Raw genomic sequence first — 20,839 nt, forward strand, 5'->3', positions numbered from 1 at the left:
TGCTAAGTTGCGTGGCTTATCTACATCCGTCCCACGCGCTAAGGCCGTGTGATACGCGAGTAATTGCAGGGCGCAATCGGTTCTATCCATTGCGACGTATGTCGTATGTGAACAATTCCATGCGGCGCAATACGCCTGCGGCTATTGACGCCCTATTTATTGCGGGTTAGGGCCTTGAAGTGATCGGGCTCCATAGCCAGTAATTACGATGAGCCGATGTATAGTGATGACTTTCGTGGAAAATTCATCAAAATTCAAAATGACTGTCAATATCGATCCCATTAGCTCGCTCGCATTTTCAATTTCCGCCAATAAGGGAGTCTATGCGTTACTTCTTGGTTCCGGCGTTTCCCGTTCATCGAAAATTCCAACCGGCTGGGAAATCACTCTTGACCTTGTGCGCAAGGTTGCTGCGTTGAAAGGCGATACTTGCGAACCTAACCCGGCGGCATGGTATTTGGCCACATTCGGCAAAGAGCCGGACTACTCTGAATTATTGGATGTTCTGTGTAAAAGTCCTGCGGAACGACATCAACTTGTACGCTCGTACATTGAGCCCAGTGAGGACGAACGTTCGGAGGGGGATAAGCAGCCGACTGCCGCACATCGCGCTATTGCGACTCTTGTGAAAGACAGTTTTGTTCGCGTGATTTTGACCACAAACTTCGACAAATTGACAGAAATCGCTTTACAAGACGTCGGTATTGTTCCCACTGTGTTAAGTACGGTCGATCACATCACCGGTGCGCTACCTCTGGTTCACACTGCTTGTACTGTAATTAAAATTCACGGTGACTATCTCGATACGCGCATTCGCAATACATCTAGTGAACTTGCGGCGTATCCAGATGAATTCATGCATTTGCTAGACCGTGTATTTGATGAGTATGGACTGATTGTGTGCGGGTGGTCTGCAGAATGGGATGAAGCATTGCGTAACGCGCTTACGCGAGCGCCTTACCGTCGATTTTCAACCTATTGGGCAGGCCATGGAAATCAAGGTGATAGAGCGAAAGATCTGATTCAACGACGATCCGCTCAATTTATTCCTATCGGTGGCGCGGATGCATTTTTTTCTAAGCTCGCCGAACTGGTGACCATACTTGAGTCATTTTCACAGCCACATCCTTTGTCTACCGCTGCCGCGGTCGCCAGTGTGAAGAGATATTTGTCTGACGAGAAATATGCCATTCAACTGAATGACTTGATTTCAGAAGAGACGAATCGCATCATCGACGTGATACATGGCACCAATTTTGGAACGAATATTCCTGTTTTAAACGGCCAGTCACTGGGTGATCGAGCCCGCGCCTACGAAGCTACTTCGACTACTTTAATTGAAATGGCTATAGTTGCTGGGTACTGGTCAACATTAGCGCAAATGAAACCTTGGCTTCGATGTTTAGCCAAGCTTTCTCAACGCAAGCACAATAGCGGCATAAATACGCTAATATATTTTCAACGGTATCCGGCGTGCTTAGTGATCCACGCTTTCGCTCTGGGAGCAGTTGCTGCGGATAATCTTGGCGTTCTTGGTGAATTATTTTCAGTCAGAATAGTGCGTGAGCACCAGGACGATGTTTTAGCGCTCTTGGCGCTCAATCCTATTTTCATGATAGAAAATGGCACCGGCGCTGTGAAAATATTACCTGGTAAAGAGAACAGGCATCTTCCTTTGCATTCTTGGATTGAGGACTATTTTGCACCAGTTGGCATCGCTCTTTTTCAGAGTGAGCTGGAATACTTGAATGGATTGGATAAACTGGAATTTCTCTGGACGCTCGCTTACGCCAGTTCGATACGCACTAACACCAGTAATTTCTGGGTGCCATTTGGTAATTTCATCTATCGCCACGGAAGGTATGATCAACTGGTGAAGGAAGTGCGCCATTCTCTTTTGGTCGATAAAGAGAATTCTCCCTATGTAAAATCCTGTATTTTCGGATCTTCGGTGAAGGAATGCGAAGAAGTATTGCTTGCGATTGAACCTCATGCGCAAAATGTGATGAGGGAGAGTATGTTTAGATAGCTCGTAGGCTGGGCTACAGTTTTATCAGCCCAGCATTTCAATTCACATTGAGCCGGCAATATGAGTAATTCGAATTGATCTTATTGCGATTCGCTTGCAAATAAAAAACCAAAAACGACCCACTGCCACTGCGCATATCCCATGCGGCCTGCAGGCCGGTATGGCTGCAAACCTGCATAGAATATGCGTGAGCGGGGTGGTGCTATTTAAAAAAAACAGAAATTTTCTTAAAACGTCTTACTCGACTGTCACACTTTTTGCCAGGTTGCGTGGTTTATCCACATCCGTCCCGCGTGCCAGGGCGGTGTGGTAGGCCAGCAATTGCAAAGGTACTGTGTGCAAGATCGGTGACAGCATACCGTAGTGTTCTGGCAGGCGGATCACGTGTACACCTTCACTCGGCGTGATGCGTGAATCGGCATCGGCGAAGACGTACAGTTCGCCGCCGCGTGCGCGCACTTCTTGCATATTCGATTTGAGTTTTTCTATCAACGCGTCTTTCGGCGCGACCGTGACTACCGGCATTTCTTTGGTGACTAAGGCCAGCGGGCCGTGTTTCAGTTCACCGGCCGGGTAGGCTTCGGCGTGGATGTAGGAAATTTCTTTGAGCTTGAGCGCACCTTCCAGGGCAATCGGGTAATGCATGCCGCGTCCGAGGAACAAGGCGTTTTCTTTGCGGGCAAATTCTTCTGACCAGGCGATGATTTGCGGCTCTAAGGCCAGCACCGCAGTGATCGCTACCGGCAGATGGCGCAGGGCTTTGATGTGCTCGGCTTCTTGCTCGTCACTGAGGCGGCCCTTGCTTTGTGCCAGGGTTAATGCCAGCAAGAACAGGGCTGCCAATTGCGTGGTGAAGGCTTTGGTGGATGCCACGCCGACTTCGACACCGGCGCGTGTAATGTAGGCCAACTCGCATTCGCGCACCATGGCGCTGGTGGATACATTGCAGATAGTCAGGCTGTGCGGCATGCCCAGACTGCGGGCGTGTTTTAAGGCGGCCAGGGTGTCGGCAGTTTCGCCGCTTTGCGAAATCGTGACGACTAAGCTACTTGGATTCGGTACGCTGTCGCGGTAGCGGTATTCGCTGGCAATCTCGACATTGACGGGGATTTTGGCGATCGATTCTATCCAGTATTTGGCGGTCATGCCGGCGTAGTAGCTGGTGCCGCAAGCGAGTATCAGCACATTGTCAATTTGCTTGAAAACGCCAAAGGCTTTGTCGCCAAACAGCTCAGGCATGATGGCGGTGACGCCTTCCAGCGTATCGCCGAGGGCACGTGGCTGCTCGAAGATTTCTTTTTGCATGTAGTGGCGATACGGGCCGAGTTCGGCTGCACCAGTGTGGGCGTGCACGGTGCGTGCTTCGCGCTGGACTTGCTTGCCATCGGCGTCGACAATCCAGACGCGTTGCAATTGCAGATCGACGACGTCGCCTTCTTCCAGATAAATGATCTGGTCGGTGGTGCCGGCTAAGGCCATTGCGTCGGATGCTAAAAAGTTTTCACCCTGGCCGAGACCGACGATCAATGGTGAACCGAGTCTGGCGCCGACTACGCGGTGCGGTTCATCCTGGCAGAACACGGCAATCGCAAAAGCGCCGGTGAGGCGTTTGACGGCTTGTTGTACGGTCTCGAACAAGTCGCCGCTGTACAGGTGATCGACCAGATGGGCGATCACTTCGGTATCGGTCTGGCTTTCGAAGACGTAGCCTAATGCGGATAATTCGGCGCGCAGCTCTTCATGGTTTTCTATGATGCCGTTATGCACCAGGGCGATGCGATCGCGTGAAAAATGTGGATGGGCATTGGCGGACGACGGAACGCCATGGGTGGCCCAGCGGGTGTGCGCGATGCCGGTAAATCCGGCCAGCCCGGTTTCTGCCACCTGCGCCTGCAACTCAGAGACGCGCGCGGTGCTGCGCGAGCGCTGCAGTTTGCCGTCTACGTGCAGGGCGACACCGCAAGAATCGTAACCGCGGTATTCCAGACGTTTTAAACCCTCTAGCAAGATGGGAGTGATATTGCGTTGTGCTACTGCGCCGACGATGCCACACATAGGTAATTCTCCGTGTCAGGGTTAAGGCAATACGCCTGGCAGTGATGCCTGGCTGAAACAGTATTGCGCTTATCTCTAGTGAAATGAATAAATTTGAACAAGTAGCATCATGCTAATGCAGATGGTGTAAAATTTTCTGTCAAAATTTACTATAATATGAATGAATATTTAATGTGAAACATGTTGTGGATTATTATTTCAAATTGTCATAAATATTGAGCTTAAATTTCAATATTGTTACATTTGTGTTTCAAAACTGAGGTGCTTTGTAGAATTTTTTGGGAGAAGTTATGCAACTCGATGATTTGGATAAGAGAATATTGCAGCAATTGCAGCAGGATGCTGCTTTGACTAATCACGCCTTGGCGGCACTGGTGCATGCCTCGCCGCCGACTTGTTTGCGCAGAGTCAATCGTTTGATAGATGAGGGCGTGATCGCGCGTCAGGTGGCGATCTTGGCTGCCGAAAAAATCGGGCCCAGCCTGACCGCGATCGTCGAAATCACGCTCGATCATCAAGCCAGCGAGCGGCAGACCGAGTTTGAAACTTTGGTGGCGCAAGAAAGCGCGGTACAGCAATGCTACCGGGTCTCACCCGGGCCGGATTTTGTGCTGGTGATACAAGTGGCTGATATGCCGGCATACCATGCACTGGCGCATAGACTGTTTGCAACGCAATCAAATATCCGCAATGTGCGGAGTTTTTTTTCTACCTTGCGCAGTAAGTTTGAGACGCGGGTGGAGCTACTGTGATGTATTTGCTAGAAATTGCTTGATGCTTATTTCGCGGCTGCGGTGGGATGTGTCAGTGGGCGCATGCTCTCTTTGAGCATATTATCTGGGTAGTAAGATTGGAAGCTTTTCCAGACTAGCCCAGACTTGGCCGCCTGTTCCAGCAAAGCCGTTAAGGTTGCTTTGTCGTTGTCGTTCAAGGCCGCTTTAGATAGATACATGCCGCTGTCACCCCAGGGCAGTTCATCGATGCTCTCGTAACGTATTTTAGGAATCAGCTCTTCAATGCGTGCATCACCGCTCATTGCACCGACCAAAATATACGGCGTCATGATAGTTAGATCGGCACCGCCCGCTTTGAGTATGCGCGCCACCGAGGTTGGGTCGGCTTCATATAGCAGGCGTTTTTGTTTGTTCAATTCGTTGATCAAGGCTAGATAGCCTGGACCATAATCGTAGCCACGTACCACCACCAGTCGTAAAGATTTTCTATCGATCAGATCTTGCGCGCTGCGTAGGTCTGGCCATTTTGAGTCTAGCGACATCAGTTTGGCGCGATTGATGATGAGAGGAATGAAGATGCCATATTGGTCGCGTTGCGCGGTTTTTTTTGATGGAAACATCAAATCGGCAGTGCCGTTCTCGAACATCAGTTCTAAGCGTGCTCTGGGCACTACCGAGAAATTAAAACTGCAGCCATTTTTCTCGGACATGCTACGGAGTAACTCCGGGTACACACCGCTGACACCCTCTTCGCCTGTCGTCACGCTTAAGCCTGTGGCTGCCACCGGGACATTGATTACACGCGTACAAGCGGCGTTGCTGTTGCCAGACAGGTATAGCAACAAGCTCAGTAGAGTCACCAGTTTGCGCGTGTAAGTGAAATCCATAGTATTGACTCTTAGCATCGCATACCTTTATTGCCATCTAAAATCGCAAGGAAACTGTCAGCTTAACTTTGAGTATGCACTGATTATTTGCGGTATGACTAGAACTTTTTAACACTATTTTTCTGGAAACGACGATGTTTTTGAGTCGACTGCTTCGCCGCGCCTGTTCTTAATTTAGTCAAAATAATAGCGAAATCAAGTCCGATAGACGATGAGCTCATGCTTGGCCCACTCAATACTTAAGGTCCCGGCAACATTTGTTGGAAAGAAACAAATATGAATAAAATATTGTTGTCGCAAAGTATTTTATATAACACAATGTGATTGCTATTTTTCAATTGATTTAAATCAAGCTTTAATTGATGAGCCTGGAGTTTCAAATCATTGAAAAAATAGATGGATGGAATGTTCACTCAAATCAGCGCTTCCTTATCAAACATAACAAGGTCTATGCCCATGTCACAAACGCAGTTTTCACTACTCGCCAAAGAGCGCACTGTCGCTGGCGAAGGTTTTAATCGATGGCTGGTTCCACCGGCAGCACTCGCCATCCACTTATGTATAGGGATGGCTTACGGCTTCTCGGTATTCTGGTTACCCTTATCGAAAGCCATAGGCATAGATAAGCCAGTCGCATGCGCCAAAGAGATGAGTATCTTTGCCGAGCTGTTTGCCAGTAATTGCGATTGGAAAATCTCTACCCTGCAGTGGATGTACACCTTGTTCTTCATTTTCCTGGGTGGCTCGGCGGCCTTATTCGGTAGCTGGTTAGAGCATGCTGGCCCGCGCAAAGCTGGTGTGGTGTCGGCGTTGTGCTGGTGCTGTGGCTTGGTGTTGTCGGCATTTGGCGTGTATACCCATCAGGCTTGGATACTCTGGCTGTCAGCCGGTGTGATCGGTGGTATCGGGCTGGGCTTGGGCTATATTTCGCCGGTTTCTACCTTGATTAAATGGTTTCCGGATAAGCGTGGTATGGCTACCGGCATGGCGATCATGGGTTTTGGCGGCGGCGCGATGATAGGTGCACCGATGGCTGACTGGTTGATGCGCCATTTCGCAACGCCGACCTCGGTCGGTGTCTGGGAAACATTTTTAGCGATGGCAGCGATCTATTTCGTCTTCATGATGGCCGGTGCCTTTGGTTACCGTGTGCCAGCCACTGGCTGGACACCTAAGGGCTGGACGCCGCCTGCGGCACAAACCAGCAACGCCATGATTACCTCTAAGCACGTGCATGTGAACAAGGCCTGGAAAACCAAGCAGTTCTGGCTGATCTGGGCGGTCTTGTGTCTGAATGTCTCGGCCGGTATCGGCATTCTTGGGATGGCCTCGCCTTTGCTGCAAGAAGTGTTTGCCGGCAAACTGATCGGTCTGGATATCTCATTTAATGATTTGAACTCGGATCAAAAGAAACAGATCGCTACCATCGCCGCTGGTTTTACCGGTTTGCTGTCGCTGTTTAATATCGGCGGCCGCTTCTTCTGGGCGTCCTGCTCGGATTACATAGGACGCAAAGCCACGTACGCGGTGTTTTTTGTACTCGGTTTCGTCTTGTATGCGTCTATCCCTGGTGCTGCTCACGCGAATAATCTGGCCTTGTTTGTACTGGCTTTCTGCATCATTTTGTCTATGTACGGCGGCGGTTTTGCTACGGTGCCAGCTTACCTGTCCGATATGTTTGGCTCGCAAATGGTCGGTGCCATCCACGGTCGTCTGTTGACCGCATGGGCTACTGCCGGTGTCTTGGGACCAGTCCTGATCGGCTATATCCGCGAATACCAGATTGCCAATGGCGTACCAAAAGCGCAGGCCTATGACGTTACCATGTATATCCTGGCAGGCTTGCTCTTGCTCGGCTTTATCTGCAATCTCTTGATACGCCCAGTCGCTCCATCGGTGTTTATGACGGACGAAGAATTGGCCGCAGAACGTCAACTGGCGCACGATAAAGTGATCGCCAGTTCGCTCACTAATTCGCTCAATACTAGTGGCGATGCGCCCGTGGTAGGCGCGCTTGCCAGTAATCCGGCCACCGTGTATCTGGCCTGGTTGGCGGTTGGTATTCCTATGGCTCTGGGGATCTGGATTACGCTGCAAAAAGCGGTAGTTTTGTTTAAGTAGTATTATTCACGCACATCGTGAAGCACATTAGTTAAACAGTATGGCGTTTTAAAAAGATCGTCTGCATTTTGAGACGATCTTTTTTTCTGTTCTATACATTCGAGTTTTATACCTGGCGTATTCGTAGCTCTTGCAAGACGATTTACTAGACAAACATGACAAAAAAAACTGTAAAGTTATACCAGCGTCCGGCTGGTGGTTGGGGTGGTTTGAAGAGTGTTGCGCAGCATATTTTTGAGCAGGGTATACCGGCCAAAGGCGCACGCACCCTGTTGTCGGCGAATCAGCCAGATGGCTTCGATTGTCCCGGCTGTGCCTGGCCGGATCAAGATCATACCTCGACCTTTGAGTTTTGCGAAAACGGTGCCAAGGCAGTGGCTGCCGAATCAACCGCCAGGCGCGCCACGCCGGCTCTGATTTCGGCACAGACCCTGGCGCAGCTCACTCTGCGCAGCGATCAGGAACTCGAAGGTATGGGACGGCTGACTCAGCCTATGCAATACGACGCTGCTAGTGACAGCTATCAGGCTGTCTCATGGGATGCTGCTTTTACTTTGATTGCCAGTCGTCTCAATGCGCTGGCCTCGCCTAACGACGCGATCTTTTATACCTCGGGCCGCACCAGTAACGAAGCGGCTTTCTTGTACCAATTATTTGTGCGCGAGTTTGGCACGAATAATTTTCCGGATTGCTCGAATATGTGCCACGAACCTTCCGGTTTTGGCATGCGCGAAGCGATAGGCGTAGGCAAGGGCACGGTGCAATTGGCCGATTTTCACGTGACCGATGCGATCTTTATTTTCGGCCAAAACCCGGGCACCAATCATCCGCGTATGTTGGGCGAATTGCGTTCGGCCTCCAAGCGCGGCGCGGCCATCGTGTCATTTAATCCTCTGCGTGAGCGCGGTCTGGAAAAATTTCAGAATCCGCAAAGCCCTATCGAAATGCTGAGCGGTGGTTCTACCCCTATCTCGTCCGACTATTTCCAGCTCAAGATAGGCGGCGATCTGGCCGCCGTCAAAGGTATGATTAAATACGTTTTAGAGGCAGACAGGCAAGCCCAGGCCGAGTCTAAACCGCGCCTGATCGATCTCGATTTTATCGCCAGCCACACCGCTAATTTTGAAGCCTTCATGCTCGATGTGATGCAAGAATCCTGGGCCGTGATCGAAACCGAATCGGGCCTGAATCGCGCCCAACTAGAGCGAGCTGGCCAGATTTACCTGAACGCCAAAAGCGTGATTGCCTGCTGGGGCATGGGGATTACCCAGCACAAGCATTCTGTCGCGACCATACAGATGATACTTAATCTCTTGCTGTTGCGCGGAAATATAGGCCGCCCCGGTGCCGGGCCTTGTCCAGTGCGCGGACATAGCAATGTGCAGGGCGATCGCACCATGGGGATTTATGAAAAACCGCGGCCAGCATTTTTGGATAAGCTGGGCGCAGTGTTCGATTTCAGCCCGCCGCGTGAACCGGGCTACGACACCATCGCGGCGATCGAGGCGATGCTGGCGCATAGCGATAAAGTATTCTTTGCGATGGGCGGCAATTTTGCCACCGCCACACCCGACACCGATGTCACTCACCGCGCCTTGCGCAATTGCGCATTGACTGTGCATGTCGCCACCAAATTTAATCGCAGTCATTTGGTGCATGGACGCGAAGCGCTGATTTTGCCTTGTCTGGGCCGCACCGAGATCGATGTGCAGGAAAGCGGGCCGCAAGCGGTCAGTGTCGAAGACTCGATGAGCATGGTGCATCTGTCATCTGGCATCAACGCGCCCGCTTCTGTCGATTTATTATCTGAGCCCGCTATCGTGGCAAGGCTGGCGCTGGCGACCTTGCAGCAGCGCAGCAAGACACCGTGGATGTGGTTGCTGGCCGACTATGATCGCATCCGCGACAAAATCGCTGCCGTATTTGAAGACTTCGCCGATTTTAATCAAAGGGTGAAAGTGCCGGGCGGCTTTCATTTGCGTAATCGTGCGGCTGAGCGCGTATGGGAAACCAGCACTAAAAAAGCAAATTTTTCCGCCCATCCGGTACCGGTCGATTTGCCTATCCACCGCGCCCGCCTGAGCCAGCGAGAAGCGGTGTTTAATCTGGCGACGATGCGTTCGCACGATCAATACAACACCACTATTTATGGCATGAATGATCGCTACCGCGGTGTGTTTGGCGAGCGCCGTGTGCTATTCATTAATGAGCAAGACATCGCACAATTGGGCATGCAGGCCGGCGACTGGGTCGATCTGCGCAGCCTGTGCGAGGACGGGGTAGAACGTATGGCGAAACGTTTCATGTTAGTGGCCTACAATATTCCGCGCGCCTGTCTGGCCGCCTATTATCCGGAGACGAATAATCTGGTGCCCTTGTCGAGTTTTGCCGATTTTGCCCGTACCCCGACTTCCAAGTCGATACCCGTCGTCATCACACCGCATACTGCGCCGCGGGCGGGAGTCTGAGTGTGAGGCAGGATGTGACTCAGGATGTGACTCAGGATGTGAAGCAAGATGCGAATCAAGATGACACTTTGAGCCTGTCTGCATCGGCCATGGCCACAACCAATCCGCAATCATTGATGCAAGCCTTATTGAGCGAACTGGCCGCGCACAGCGAGCCAGTTTCTTTGGCACGTTTGTGCAAACGTCTGGGGGTACGCATGAGCAGCCTGTTGCGTTGCATCGCCGCTCTCAATGATGATGTGATCGCCGGCGTGGCCGGTTACGGTTTAGTGCAAAAGGTACAGAGCGGCGAACGCGAGTTGTTGCAATTGACCGCCAGAGGCAGGGCGAGTCTGGCAATTGCTGAATGTGAAGTTGAATCTGAACCCGAGCCCGAACGCAGCGGATATCTGGCAGCCCAAGTGCGGCGGCATACTCAGACTGGGGCGGGGCCGCTTGTAAGCGATACAGTGGCGGAAGAAGTGCCGGTGGCGCTGGTATATAACGGTATTTCTCATGCCGTAATGATGGCTAGCCCGCTGGCATTAGAAGACTTTGCGATCGGCTTTAGTTTGTCTGAGTCTATCGTCGACTCTTACCGGCAGATTTACGATATCGAGATCGTCACCAACGCGACGGGTCTTGGCGTGGAGCTGCGCTTGAGCATTGCCACTGCCTGTTTTGTCCGTCTGAAAGAAAAGCGCCGCTTGCTGGCCGGCTCCAGTGCTTGCGGCATCTGCGGCATAGAAAGCCTGAAGGCCTTCGAAGCGGCTCTGCCTGCTGCTGTTGCTGCGACGGCCGTTGATTTGTCTTGCCAGCTCAGCGCGGCGGCCCTGCTCAAGGCCTTTGCCGAGATGCAGAAATTTCAGACCATCAATGCCCTGACCGGTGCCATGCATGCCGCCGCCTGGGCCGATCTGGACGGGAATATCCTGATGTTGCGCGAAGATGTGGGGCGGCATAATGCGATGGATAAACTGATCGGTGCGCTGGCAGCGGCTGAACAGCAATTGCAAAAGGTGCGGCCCGCTGGTTTCGCTCTGATGAGTAGCCGCGCCAGCTATGAGCTGGTGCAAAAAGCCGCGCGTGCCAAGATCGCTGTGTTAGCCACGATTTCGGCACCCACCAGTCTGGCGATACGCATCGCCACCGATGCCGGCATCACCCTGATAGGCTTCGCGCGCGAAACCAGCTTTGTCAGTTACAGCCATCCAGAAAGACTCCTTGGGCTGCCTGCATAAATTCTCAATATGGCATGCCGCCACCGCGCATATCCCATGCGGCTCGCAGCCCGGCATGGCTTGAAACCCGCATGGGATATGCGCGTTAGGGCAGTGCTATAATTTATTTGCCTGCATTACCTATTGTATTGCTTACTGCATTGTTCACCAAGGAAACCCCATGATCAAGACGCTCAAAAAAATCTTCGGCGCTAGCTTGTTGACGATGTGCCTCATACCGATTAGTCAGGCGGCTGATAATCTGCAAGCTTTTCCGCCTGCCGAAGCTGGCATGGTCAGGCATGTCTTGCAAGTGCCGGTGCAGGAAGATGAGGCCGCTTTTAAGGTCGAGCTGATAGTCGGCAAGACGGTCGCGGTGGATGCGCATAATCGCTATTTTTTCGGCGGCCAGATCATTACTGAAACCATACCGGGCTGGGGCTTTCCGCGCTATCTGGTCAAGCAAATTGGGCCTATGGCAGGTACTTTGATGGCGATAGATCCGAACGCGCCCAAGCTGGCCCGCTTCATTGCTCTGGGCGGCGAACCGACTTTGATCCGCTATAACAGCCGCTTGCCTGTGGTGGTGTATGTGCCGCAAGGAGTCGAAGTGCATTACCGCATCTGGAGTGCTGCACCTGACATGAAGAACATGGAAAAATTGTAGTTCTGTGTTGGCCGGCGCACATCACCGAAAGGGGACGGATGAACAGGTCGAGCGTATATAAGTTGTAAAAATATTTCTGATGTTTTTGACCAGAGACTAGACTAAGGTGTAGGCTTAGTCTAGCTTACAGTGGAGCTTGCGGTGTCGGACAGCGCTGATATCGCTGCTGATCCGCAGTGAAAAAATAGATCAAAGGAGAGATATCATGCGTGCCCGTGCTCATTTTACTCATATGCAAGATGGCAGCCCCGAGGACTGGAAAATTATTGCTGAAGAATTTATGTTGTACAGCAAGGGCTTGCCGGATCGCGTCATTAAACATCTGCAATTGCTGGAAGGCGATTTCGGCGGCTTTCGTATCGATCGTTATGCCCATTCTCTGCAGACCGCTACACGCGCCTTGCGCGATGGCCGTGATGATGAATATGTCTGTTGCGCCTTACTGCACGATATTGGCGACACGCTAGGCTCCTTCAATCATCCGGATATTGCGGCGGCGATCCTCAAGCCCTTTGTCAGTGAAGAAAACCTGTGGATGGTGCAGCATCACGGCATTTTTCAGGGTTATTATTTCTTCCATCATCTGGGTATGGATAGGGATATGCGGGAGCAATTTCGTGCCAATCCGAATTTCGAAAGGACCGCTGAATTTTGCGATTTATACGATAGTCCATCCTTCGATCCGCACGCAGAAACTTTCCCTGTGGTGGAGTTTGAACCTATGTTGCGTAAGCTGTTTGCGCAGCCAATCACTAGCATTTATAAAATCCCGGGAACTGAATAAATGCGCAAACCGGCATGAAAATCAGGCAAAAGTGCTGTTGATGAGAAATTAGAATAGATATTCAAATTATGAATATCGAACATCAGAAACTAAAATTATATTTATAAATGTTTTTTGATTATGATTCGTTCCGTACTCACTTACAGGAAGAAAATCATGTTCAATGCCATTATACAAGTGCAAATTTTGCTCACTTTTGCTTTAACCAGTATCGCGCTGATCTCGGTCATCGTGAATAAAGAAGGTAATTAATTTTTATTGTTTTGTCGTGTCGTTTCAGTAGTAGATAGTTGTATCAATTGTTATAGGTAGTTTTATCAATTAGTCCATCAACAATTAGTCGATCAATAATAATCAATAATAAGCGCCCCTTTTTGGGGACAGATTGTTTGTAACACAATACAGCGTCTTATTTGTTGGCGCAGCTCAGACTCAAGTCGGCATACCAACCCACTGCTTTTTTCCCGGTATTGTCGGTGTCTGTCATCACCGATACGCCTATCAGGCGGCCAGGCGCGCTGCCAAAGGCACGACGATAATCCTCCGCAATATCTCGCTGCATGGCTTGCCATGTGCCCAGCCCGTTTTTACCCGATGCCACTACCAGCATTTTGAGTTGACTGGTATGCGCCGAAGCAATGATGCTTTCAAGGGCGACTTGTTCGCTCCAGATATACATCAAGGTGGCAAACGGTAATTCAACACCAGAAATGGCCTTGCTCATTTTGATGCGAAATTGCTCGGTCTCGGACAGGCGGCTATGGTCGCCATCAAATGACAACATCACGCGCAAGGGTGAATCTTCGCGTTTCTGATCGCGGTTGTCTGCGCCGGGGATTAAGGCATCGGTTTTCCAGCGCCATTGCAAGCTGTTAAATTCGGTGCTGGGGGTTTTGAGTTTGATCGCGTACAGCGACGCGGAATCGTCGGCTTCGGCACGTAAAATTTTACGTCCAGCTTCTTGCACTATCTTGTACTGGGTATCGTTTTTAAATTTAGATAAGGGCACATGCGCCCATTCATCCGGGTGCTGTGCAAACGCTAGCGACAAGCTTTGGCACGATGGCAGCGTATCGGTCGCCATTCCCCACGGACTGATTGTGGACAACATGGCGGTCAAGAAAAAAGTCGATGTTTTCATGATTCGATTTCATCGTGGGGCGGATAGGTATTTTAGCGTTTTATTTGTAGGCCGGTTGGCCATCGCCATTTCTGCTACCTGCCGTGCTAACCAGGCTGCGGCAGTGGCATAATGGCGGCTTTAGGCCAGCGCTGGTTAAGCTGCTTGGCCATACCTAAACCACGCAAAAAGAAGGAAATTCTGTTATGGCCGGTGCCAGTCTGTTAGCTCTATTCGATGATATTGCCAGTGTGCTCGATGATGTCGCCTCCATGACCAATATGGCGGCTAAAAAAACTGCCGGCGTATTGGGCGATGATTTGGCCTTAAATGCCGAGCAGGTCAGCGGCGTCAGAGCCAGCCGCGAGTTACCTGTAGTGTGGGCGGTGGCAATCGGCTCATTTAAAAATAAACTGATACTGGTGCCGCTGGCGCTGGCTTTGAGTGCCTTTGCGCCTGGCCTGATCATGCCGCTGTTGATGCTGGGAGGTGCCTATCTGTGTTTTGAGGGCTTTGAAAAATTGGCGCATAGTTATCTGCATACAGCCGCCCAAGATAAAACTGAGCATGATGATCTGGTGCAGGCTTTGGCGCATGAAGAAGTCGATATGGTGGTCTTTGAAAAAGACAAGATTAAGGGCGCGATCCGTACCGATTTTGTACTCAGCGGCGAGATCATCATTATTACCCTGGGTACAGTGGCGGGTGCCGCGTTCTCGCGCCAAGTGGCGGTGCTCAGCGCCATCGCCGTCATCATGACGGTCGGTGTGTATGGCCTGGTCGGTCTGATCGTTAAGCTTGACGATATCGGCCTGTATCTGAAAACAAAAACTGGTAGCGCCGCCTTGCGCGGCTTGCGTCATAGTGTAGGTGATGCGCTGCTGGCGTTTGCCCCTAAGCTGATGAAGGCGCTGACCGTGATCGGCACCGTCGCCATGTTCATGGTCGGCGGTGGCATCCTGACGCATGGCATCCCAGTGGTGCATCACTTCATAGAAAACTGCACAGCAGCGGCCGCCAGTGTGGCTGGCGTCGGCGTGCTGCTGGCGGCGCTGACACCTTCGCTGATGAATGCGATCAGTGGGGTGATCGCCGGTGCCATCGTGTTAGCTGGCGTGACGCTGCTGCTGCGTATCTACGGCGTCTTCAAGACTAAAACCGCCGCAGGATAAATCTAAACCACCTCTGCCAACGCGCATATCCCATGCGCCTTGCAGGGCATGTGCCTTGCTAAGCCGCATGGACTATGCGTGAGCGGGTAGGGCACTGGTGGTTTATCTGTTACTTTGTATCTATCCTCATCACCGCTATTGGCACGCCATTTAGCTGTGATCGCTCTATGGTTTGCCAGCCCAAACGCGCATACAAAGACTCGTTATGTGGTGTGAATAAATACAAATTCTGAAAGCCCAACGCCGCCGCTTCGGCCACCGCACGCAATGCGAGTGTCGAGGCTATTCCTTGCTGCCTATACGCAGGCGGTACCACCACCGCCGATAGCCACGGTGATAGATGTGGATGTGTGAGACTGTTAGCTAAAATACTGGCTGAACCTAGTGCCTGTCCATCATCCGAAAGTGCCAGCAGAACGATGGGCAGTTGCTCGGACTGTAGCGATACGTGCAGTCTTTCCAGGCGTTGGGCCATCCCTAAGCTGGGATTGAGATAGCCAAATGCTGAGTGCTGCCAGGCGGCTACGGTTGCCAGGTGCTGGTCGTCAGCTAGGTAGTTGATTTGCATAGGCGTTGAGCTGGTTGAACTGTTAATTCGGCAGCCCTGCCAACGCGCACATCCCATGCGCCTTGCAGGGCAGGTGCCTTGCTAAGCCGCATGGAATATGCGTGAGCGGGGTGGTGCTGGTAAATTTCTTGGGTCGGCTTACTTCTTGATTTTTACCGGACGCTGCCAGTTGTCTATGGTGATTTGCCGCGCGCGTGAGACTGTCAGTTTACCCTCTGGTGCATCCTTGGTCAGGGTGGTGCCAGCGCCTAGGGTTGCGCCCTTACCTACCGTGACCGGTGCGACCAATTGGCTGTCGCTACCGATGAAAACATCGTCTTCTATGATGGTACGGAACTTGTTGGCGCCGTCGTAATTGCAGGTGATGGTGCCGGCACCGATGTTGACGCGACTACCGACGGTAGCATCGCCGATGTAGGCCAGATGATTGGCCTTGCTGTGAGCCGCGATCTGGCTGTTTTTTACTTCGACAAAATTACCGATATGCACGTCGTCAGCCAATTCTGTGCCGGGACGCAGTCTGGCGTAAGGGCCGATCTGCGATTTGGCACCGATGATCGCTTCGTCGATATGGCAGAAGGCCTTGATGCTGCTATCGGCTTTGATATGCGCATCTTTAATCACGCAGTTGGGGCCAACGCTAACGCCGTCTTCCAAAGTGACACAGCCTTCAAACACGCAACCGACATCGATGCTGACATCGCGTCCGCAAGTGAGTGTGCCACGCACATCGATACGCGCCGGGTCCATTAAAGTGACGCCTTGTTCCAGCAGACGCTTGGCGATATTACTTTGATGGACGCGCTCTAATTCTGCCAGTTGCACCTTGCTATTCACGCCCAGAGTTTCCCAGATCGCATCGGGTTGTGCCGAAACGACTGCCACGCCGTCCGCCACGGCGCGCGCCACGATGTCGGTCAGGTAGTACTCGCCTTGCGCGTTATTGTTGGAGAGCGTGGTCAGCCAGTATTTCAGCTTGGCAGTCGGCGCGATCAGGATGCCGGTGTTGATTTCTGTAATCTGTTTTTCTGCTTCATTGGCATCTTTTTGCTCGACGATGCGCACTATCTTGCCGTCTTCACGCACCATGCGACCCAGGCCAGTCGGGTCGGCCATTTCGGCGGTCAGGATGGCGAGTTTGTCTTGGCCCGCAGCTGTGATCAGTCTTTGCAAGCTGGCGCTGGTGGTCAACGGCACGTCGCCGTACAGCACCAGAGTCGGCACGCTGTCATCTAACACTGCGCTCGCTTGCGCCACTGCATGACCGGTACCGAGTTGCGGCTCTTGCTTGGCAAACTGCAGGTCAGCGGCAGCTACCGTGGCGGGCACTTGCTCGCCGCCATGTCCGTAGATCACGCAGATATTTGCCGCGCCAGCGCTTTGCAGGCTGCGCGCCGTGTCTATCACGTGCGACAGCAAAGGCTTACCGGCCAATGGGTGTAAGACCTTAGGTAAGGCCGATTGCATACGTTTGCCCATACCGGCGGCGAGGATAACGACATTCATGGGAGAGCTTTCTAGTCAATATTGTGCAAATTCTAACATGCGAGAGCTTTTCGATCTAGCGCAGCGGGATGATGACCGGCTAGAAAATTAGCCCGCTTGCGCGCCGGCGTGGGCAAACAGCGGCGGATGCTGCTCTGAGTATTCGCGTAGCAGATTCCAGACTACCCTTACTCTGGGCAGTCGGTATAAATCGACCGGCGCGGCCAGCCAGAACGAGCGTTCGGCGTGGAAGCTGGTTTGCAGCACCGGTAGCAAGCCGCTCTCGGGGCGTATCGCATATGGTGGTGCCAGTACCAAGCCCAGACCTAGTGCAGCGGCCTCGCATTGCGCCATCATGCCTGTGCAGCATAGCCGCCGCCGCGGCGTAAAACCTAATTCATCGAGAAAACTCAATTCACTACTGGCCAGGCGGTCTTGTACATAATCAACAAAATCGTGTTGCGCCAGATCGCTGCGCTGGCGTATCGGCGGGTGGCTGGCCAGATAGCTAGGTGCGCCATACAGATACAGGCGAAATGTCGCCAGTTTGGTTACCATATAGCGCCCGGTACTAGGTGGCTCTAACATCACGCCCAAATCGGCTTCGCGGTTGGCCAGATTGGCAAAACGCGGCAGTAACAGTAAATCGACACTGAGCTCAGGATGTTCTTGCAGTAGTCCGACCAACAAGGGGGCGACTACACGGGTGCCAAAAATTTCCGGCACACCCAGCCTGACCACGCCGCGTGCCGAAATTTGCGCACCGCCCAGTTGTTCGGTCGCAGCCAGCGCCGCGCTCTCCATGGCTTCGGCGTGTGGCAATAAGGCCAGTCCCATTTCTGTTACTTGATAGCCTTCACGGCTGCGGTCAAACAGGGTGCTGCCCAATTGGATTTCTAGCCTGTCGATGCGGCGCGCTACCGTGGTGTGCTCGACGTTCAGGCGCCGCGATGCGCCCGAAAGCGTGCCGGCGCGCGCCAGCTCCAGGAAAAAACGCAGATCGGTCCATTCAGGCAAAGTATTCATGCCAACTATTGTGCATCAAAACACAGGCTGATGCAAAAATCCTACACTTTTTCACCTCGCAGTTTCTATTCTGGCGCTGTCTCCTCATAGACAAAACCTAGCATGTGCAAATATGCACACAGGGTGGGCGTTTCGACCACTTTCTCGGCCTTGTAATTTCAGCCAGACTGCCCTCCATGCGAATTTAAACGCATAACACTACATAAAAAATATATTGGAGACGACGATGCGTTTAACTAAGAAAAACATGAAATTATTGCGCCATTCGGCTGCCGCACTGATTGCGGTATCCGGTACCACGATGGCGCAGGCGCAAAGCGCGCCGAGTGCTGACACTGCCAGTGCCACCAGCGAGACCGCAACCGTGATGGTCACCGCGCGCCGGCGAGAAGAGTCGCTGCAGGATGTGCCAGTCTCTGTCACCGCGTTTATCGGCGATCAGTTGGCCAAGACCGGGATTGCCGATCTGACGGCATTGGCACAAACGCTGCCTAACACCACCTTAAGCGCATCGCGCGGCACCAACTCTACCCTGACTTCATTTATTCGCGGTGTCGGCCAACAAGATCCTGTGGCTGGATATGAATCCGGTGTTGGCATTTATCTTGATGATATTTATCTGGCGCGTCCACAAGGAGCGGTGGCCGACATTTATGATGTAGAGCGCATAGAAGTATTGCGTGGCCCGCAAGGTACTCTGTACGGTCGCAACACTATCGGTGGCGCGGTGAAATACGTCACCCGCAAGTTGGCACCGACCACCGAAGTGCGGCTGCGGGCTAGCGTTGGTACTTACCGTCAGATGGATGGCGTATTGACGGCCAGCACCCCCATTTCAGACACGGTCAGAGTGGGTGCTACGCTGGCTAAATTTACGCGCGACGGTTTTGGTACTAATCTTACCAACGGTGACGCTAACTACAACAAAGACCTCAGTGCCGGACGCATCAGCGTAGAAGTAACGCCGACCACCGATCTCTTCATCCGTCTGGCCGCCGATACCACGCAAGACGATTCCAACGCAAAACAAGGGCACCGTGAGACGGTCGGTAAAGTGAGCGGCGCGCCGATTCTTGCCAACTCCTACGATACTCAGGCTAATCTGACTACCGTGTTGGGGCATACTCAGCAAGTCACCCAAAGTGGAGTTTCGGCGCTGATTGAATACAACATTAGTAATGAACTGACGATCAAATCGGTGACCGCATCACGTCATGATAAATCGTATGCCCCTATCGATTTTGATTCATTGAATAAAGTTGATTTTGACGTCCCCGCGCTGTACACCAATAAACAATTCAGCCAGGAATTTCAAGCCACTTACACCGGTAAAAAAATACAAGGCGTCGCCGGTGTGTACTACATCGATGCCAATGCCTACAACAAATTTGATGCACGCGTGATTGGCGTATCGATCTTCACCGAAGACAATATCGATACCAAAGCCTGGGCCGCATTTGCCGACGTCAGCGCCGATTTGACCGACAGCTTAACTGCCTCGGTCGGTGGCCGTTACACGGTTGATCAACGTCAGGCATCGATTTTGAGACAAGTTTACTTGGGCACGGCCGGTTCACCCGCAATGGGTGGCCCTGCCACAGTCCTGATACGTACCGATACCAATCTGGTCAATGGTGAGTTAGAGCGTACCGATAAAAAATTCACGCCACGAGTCTCTCTAGGCTGGAAAGCCAGCCCTGAGCAAAATGTCTACGCTTCGTGGACAGAGGGTTTTAAAGGCGGCATGTTTGACCCGCGCATGGTGATCGGCGCCGATGCCAATGCGCCAGCTGCGCTCGCCAAAAGAAAAGGTGTCGCGCCGGAACAGATCAGTACTTTTGAATTGGGTCTGAAATCACAGTTTAACCGTGGTCGCATCTTAACTAATGCTTCCATTTTTCAAAGTGATTACAAAGATGTGCAGATTCCTGGCTCTGTTGCAATTGATACCAACGGCGACGGCATCATGGATAGTTTTACCGGCACCTTAACCAATGCCGGTAAGGCCAAAATCAAAGGACTAGAGCTGGAGGCCAGTGCCAGAGTCACTGATGCTTTTACTTTGACTGGCATGTTCAGTTACATCGATGCCAAATACACGCAATTTATAGGCCCGGCTAATGCTGACTTAACCAATCTGCGTTTCTTCCAGAATACGCCTACGAAAACCGCGAATCTGCAAGCCACGTATGACTGGCCATTGGCGATGATGGGCAGAAACGGCAAACTGTCACTGATCACCAGCGTCGCTTATAGAGACGATGCACTATTGGTGGATGCGGTGGCGATTCCTATGCTGGATCAAACCGCTTACAGTTTGTGGGATGCCAGCCTGGTCTGGACCAGTAGCGACAATCGCCTGCGTGTCGGTTTGCATGGAAAAAATCTCAATGACACCCGTTACAAGGTCGCCGGTTACAACAACCCCTTGCTTGGCGCTGAGGGTAATGTCTTAGCCTTCTACGGTAATCCGCGCACGGTCACGGCGACGGTCGACTATCGTTTCTAAATTTAATTGCCTCGT

15 protein-coding genes are annotated in these 20,839 nt (G+C 52.0%); 9 read left to right on the forward strand and 6 right to left on the reverse strand.

Going from position 1 to position 20,839, the window contains the following annotated elements:
- The first annotated feature begins 259 nt into the window (after positions 1-259).
- A complete protein-coding gene (locus ACO0K8_RS08205) occupies positions 260-2,029 on the forward strand; it encodes an SIR2 family protein (protein ID WP_422946168.1) in 1,770 nt (589 codons plus the stop codon).
- Positions 2,030-2,266: 237 nt separating this feature from the next.
- Here the strand turns inward: ACO0K8_RS08205 and glmS are convergent, their stop codons facing one another.
- Positions 2,267-4,084, reverse strand: a complete 1,818-nt coding sequence (gene glmS / locus ACO0K8_RS08210; RefSeq protein ID WP_422946169.1) for a glutamine--fructose-6-phosphate transaminase (isomerizing) — start codon at positions 4,082-4,084, stop codon at positions 2,267-2,269.
- A gap of 290 nt (positions 4,085-4,374) precedes the next feature.
- On the opposite strand from glmS, the gene ACO0K8_RS08215 reads away from it, so the two are divergent.
- Complete coding sequence (locus ACO0K8_RS08215) at positions 4,375-4,836, forward strand: Lrp/AsnC family transcriptional regulator (protein WP_422946170.1); 462 nt, start codon at positions 4,375-4,377, stop codon at positions 4,834-4,836.
- A 26-nt stretch (positions 4,837-4,862) separates the two neighbouring features.
- On the opposite strand, the gene ACO0K8_RS08220 is transcribed toward ACO0K8_RS08215, so the two are convergent.
- Positions 4,863-5,705, reverse strand: coding sequence for a substrate-binding periplasmic protein (locus tag ACO0K8_RS08220; protein WP_422946171.1), 843 nt, complete (start codon positions 5,703-5,705; stop codon positions 4,863-4,865).
- Positions 5,706-6,161: 456 nt separating this feature from the next.
- Here ACO0K8_RS08220 and ACO0K8_RS08225 point away from each other — a divergent pair, with 456 nt between their 5' ends.
- The 5 genes from ACO0K8_RS08225 (at position 6,162) to ACO0K8_RS08245 (ending at position 12,944) form a co-directional block, all read left to right on the forward strand.
- Positions 6,162-7,826 (forward strand): OFA family MFS transporter, encoded by a 1,665-nt coding sequence (locus tag ACO0K8_RS08225; protein ID WP_422946172.1) that lies wholly within the window; start codon positions 6,162-6,164, stop codon positions 7,824-7,826.
- Between the two features lie 155 nt (positions 7,827-7,981).
- On the forward strand, positions 7,982-10,294 hold the full coding sequence (locus tag ACO0K8_RS08230; RefSeq protein WP_422946173.1) for an FdhF/YdeP family oxidoreductase: 2,313 nt from the start codon (positions 7,982-7,984) through the stop codon (positions 10,292-10,294).
- Positions 10,295-10,296: 2 nt separating this feature from the next.
- Positions 10,297-11,514 (forward strand): formate dehydrogenase accessory sulfurtransferase FdhD, encoded by a 1,218-nt coding sequence (gene fdhD, locus ACO0K8_RS08235; RefSeq protein ID WP_422946174.1) that lies wholly within the window; start codon positions 10,297-10,299, stop codon positions 11,512-11,514.
- A 160-nt stretch (positions 11,515-11,674) separates the two neighbouring features.
- Positions 11,675-12,160: an ecotin gene (locus tag ACO0K8_RS08240; protein WP_422946175.1), complete on the forward strand. Its 486-nt coding sequence runs from the start codon at positions 11,675-11,677 to the stop codon at positions 12,158-12,160.
- 205 nt (positions 12,161-12,365) lie between these two features.
- Positions 12,366-12,944: an HD domain-containing protein gene (locus tag ACO0K8_RS08245; protein WP_422946176.1), complete on the forward strand. Its 579-nt coding sequence runs from the start codon at positions 12,366-12,368 to the stop codon at positions 12,942-12,944.
- 409 nt (positions 12,945-13,353) lie between these two features.
- Here ACO0K8_RS08245 and ACO0K8_RS08250 read toward each other — a convergent pair whose 3' ends face one another.
- Complete coding sequence (locus ACO0K8_RS08250; protein WP_422946177.1) at positions 13,354-14,085, reverse strand: DUF3047 domain-containing protein; 732 nt, start codon at positions 14,083-14,085, stop codon at positions 13,354-13,356.
- A 185-nt stretch (positions 14,086-14,270) separates the two neighbouring features.
- Between ACO0K8_RS08250 and ACO0K8_RS08255 the strand changes: the two genes are divergently transcribed.
- Positions 14,271-15,236 carry a DUF808 domain-containing protein gene (locus ACO0K8_RS08255; protein ID WP_422946178.1) on the forward strand — a complete coding sequence of 322 codons (966 nt, stop codon included), beginning with the start codon at positions 14,271-14,273 and terminating at the stop codon, positions 15,234-15,236.
- A 109-nt stretch (positions 15,237-15,345) separates the two neighbouring features.
- Here ACO0K8_RS08255 and ACO0K8_RS08260 read toward each other — a convergent pair whose 3' ends face one another.
- From ACO0K8_RS08260 to ACO0K8_RS08270, 3 genes are all read right to left on the reverse strand, one after another.
- Positions 15,346-15,804 (reverse strand): GNAT family N-acetyltransferase, encoded by a 459-nt coding sequence (locus tag ACO0K8_RS08260; RefSeq protein WP_422946179.1) that lies wholly within the window; start codon positions 15,802-15,804, stop codon positions 15,346-15,348.
- A 138-nt stretch (positions 15,805-15,942) separates the two neighbouring features.
- Positions 15,943-17,310 carry a bifunctional UDP-N-acetylglucosamine diphosphorylase/glucosamine-1-phosphate N-acetyltransferase GlmU gene (gene glmU / locus ACO0K8_RS08265; RefSeq protein ID WP_422946180.1) on the reverse strand — a complete coding sequence of 456 codons (1,368 nt, stop codon included), beginning with the start codon at positions 17,308-17,310 and terminating at the stop codon, positions 15,943-15,945.
- Positions 17,311-17,397: 87 nt separating this feature from the next.
- Positions 17,398-18,315, reverse strand: coding sequence for a LysR family transcriptional regulator (locus ACO0K8_RS08270; RefSeq protein WP_422946181.1), 918 nt, complete (start codon positions 18,313-18,315; stop codon positions 17,398-17,400).
- Between the two features lie 226 nt (positions 18,316-18,541).
- Here ACO0K8_RS08270 and ACO0K8_RS08275 point away from each other — a divergent pair, with 226 nt between their 5' ends.
- Complete coding sequence (locus ACO0K8_RS08275; RefSeq protein ID WP_422946182.1) at positions 18,542-20,824, forward strand: TonB-dependent receptor; 2,283 nt, start codon at positions 18,542-18,544, stop codon at positions 20,822-20,824.
- The last annotated feature ends 15 nt before the right edge of the window (positions 20,825-20,839 follow it).

This window comes from Undibacterium sp. Ren11W (assembly GCF_049340485.1).
Classification (GTDB): Bacteria; Pseudomonadota; Gammaproteobacteria; order Burkholderiales; family Burkholderiaceae_D; genus Undibacterium.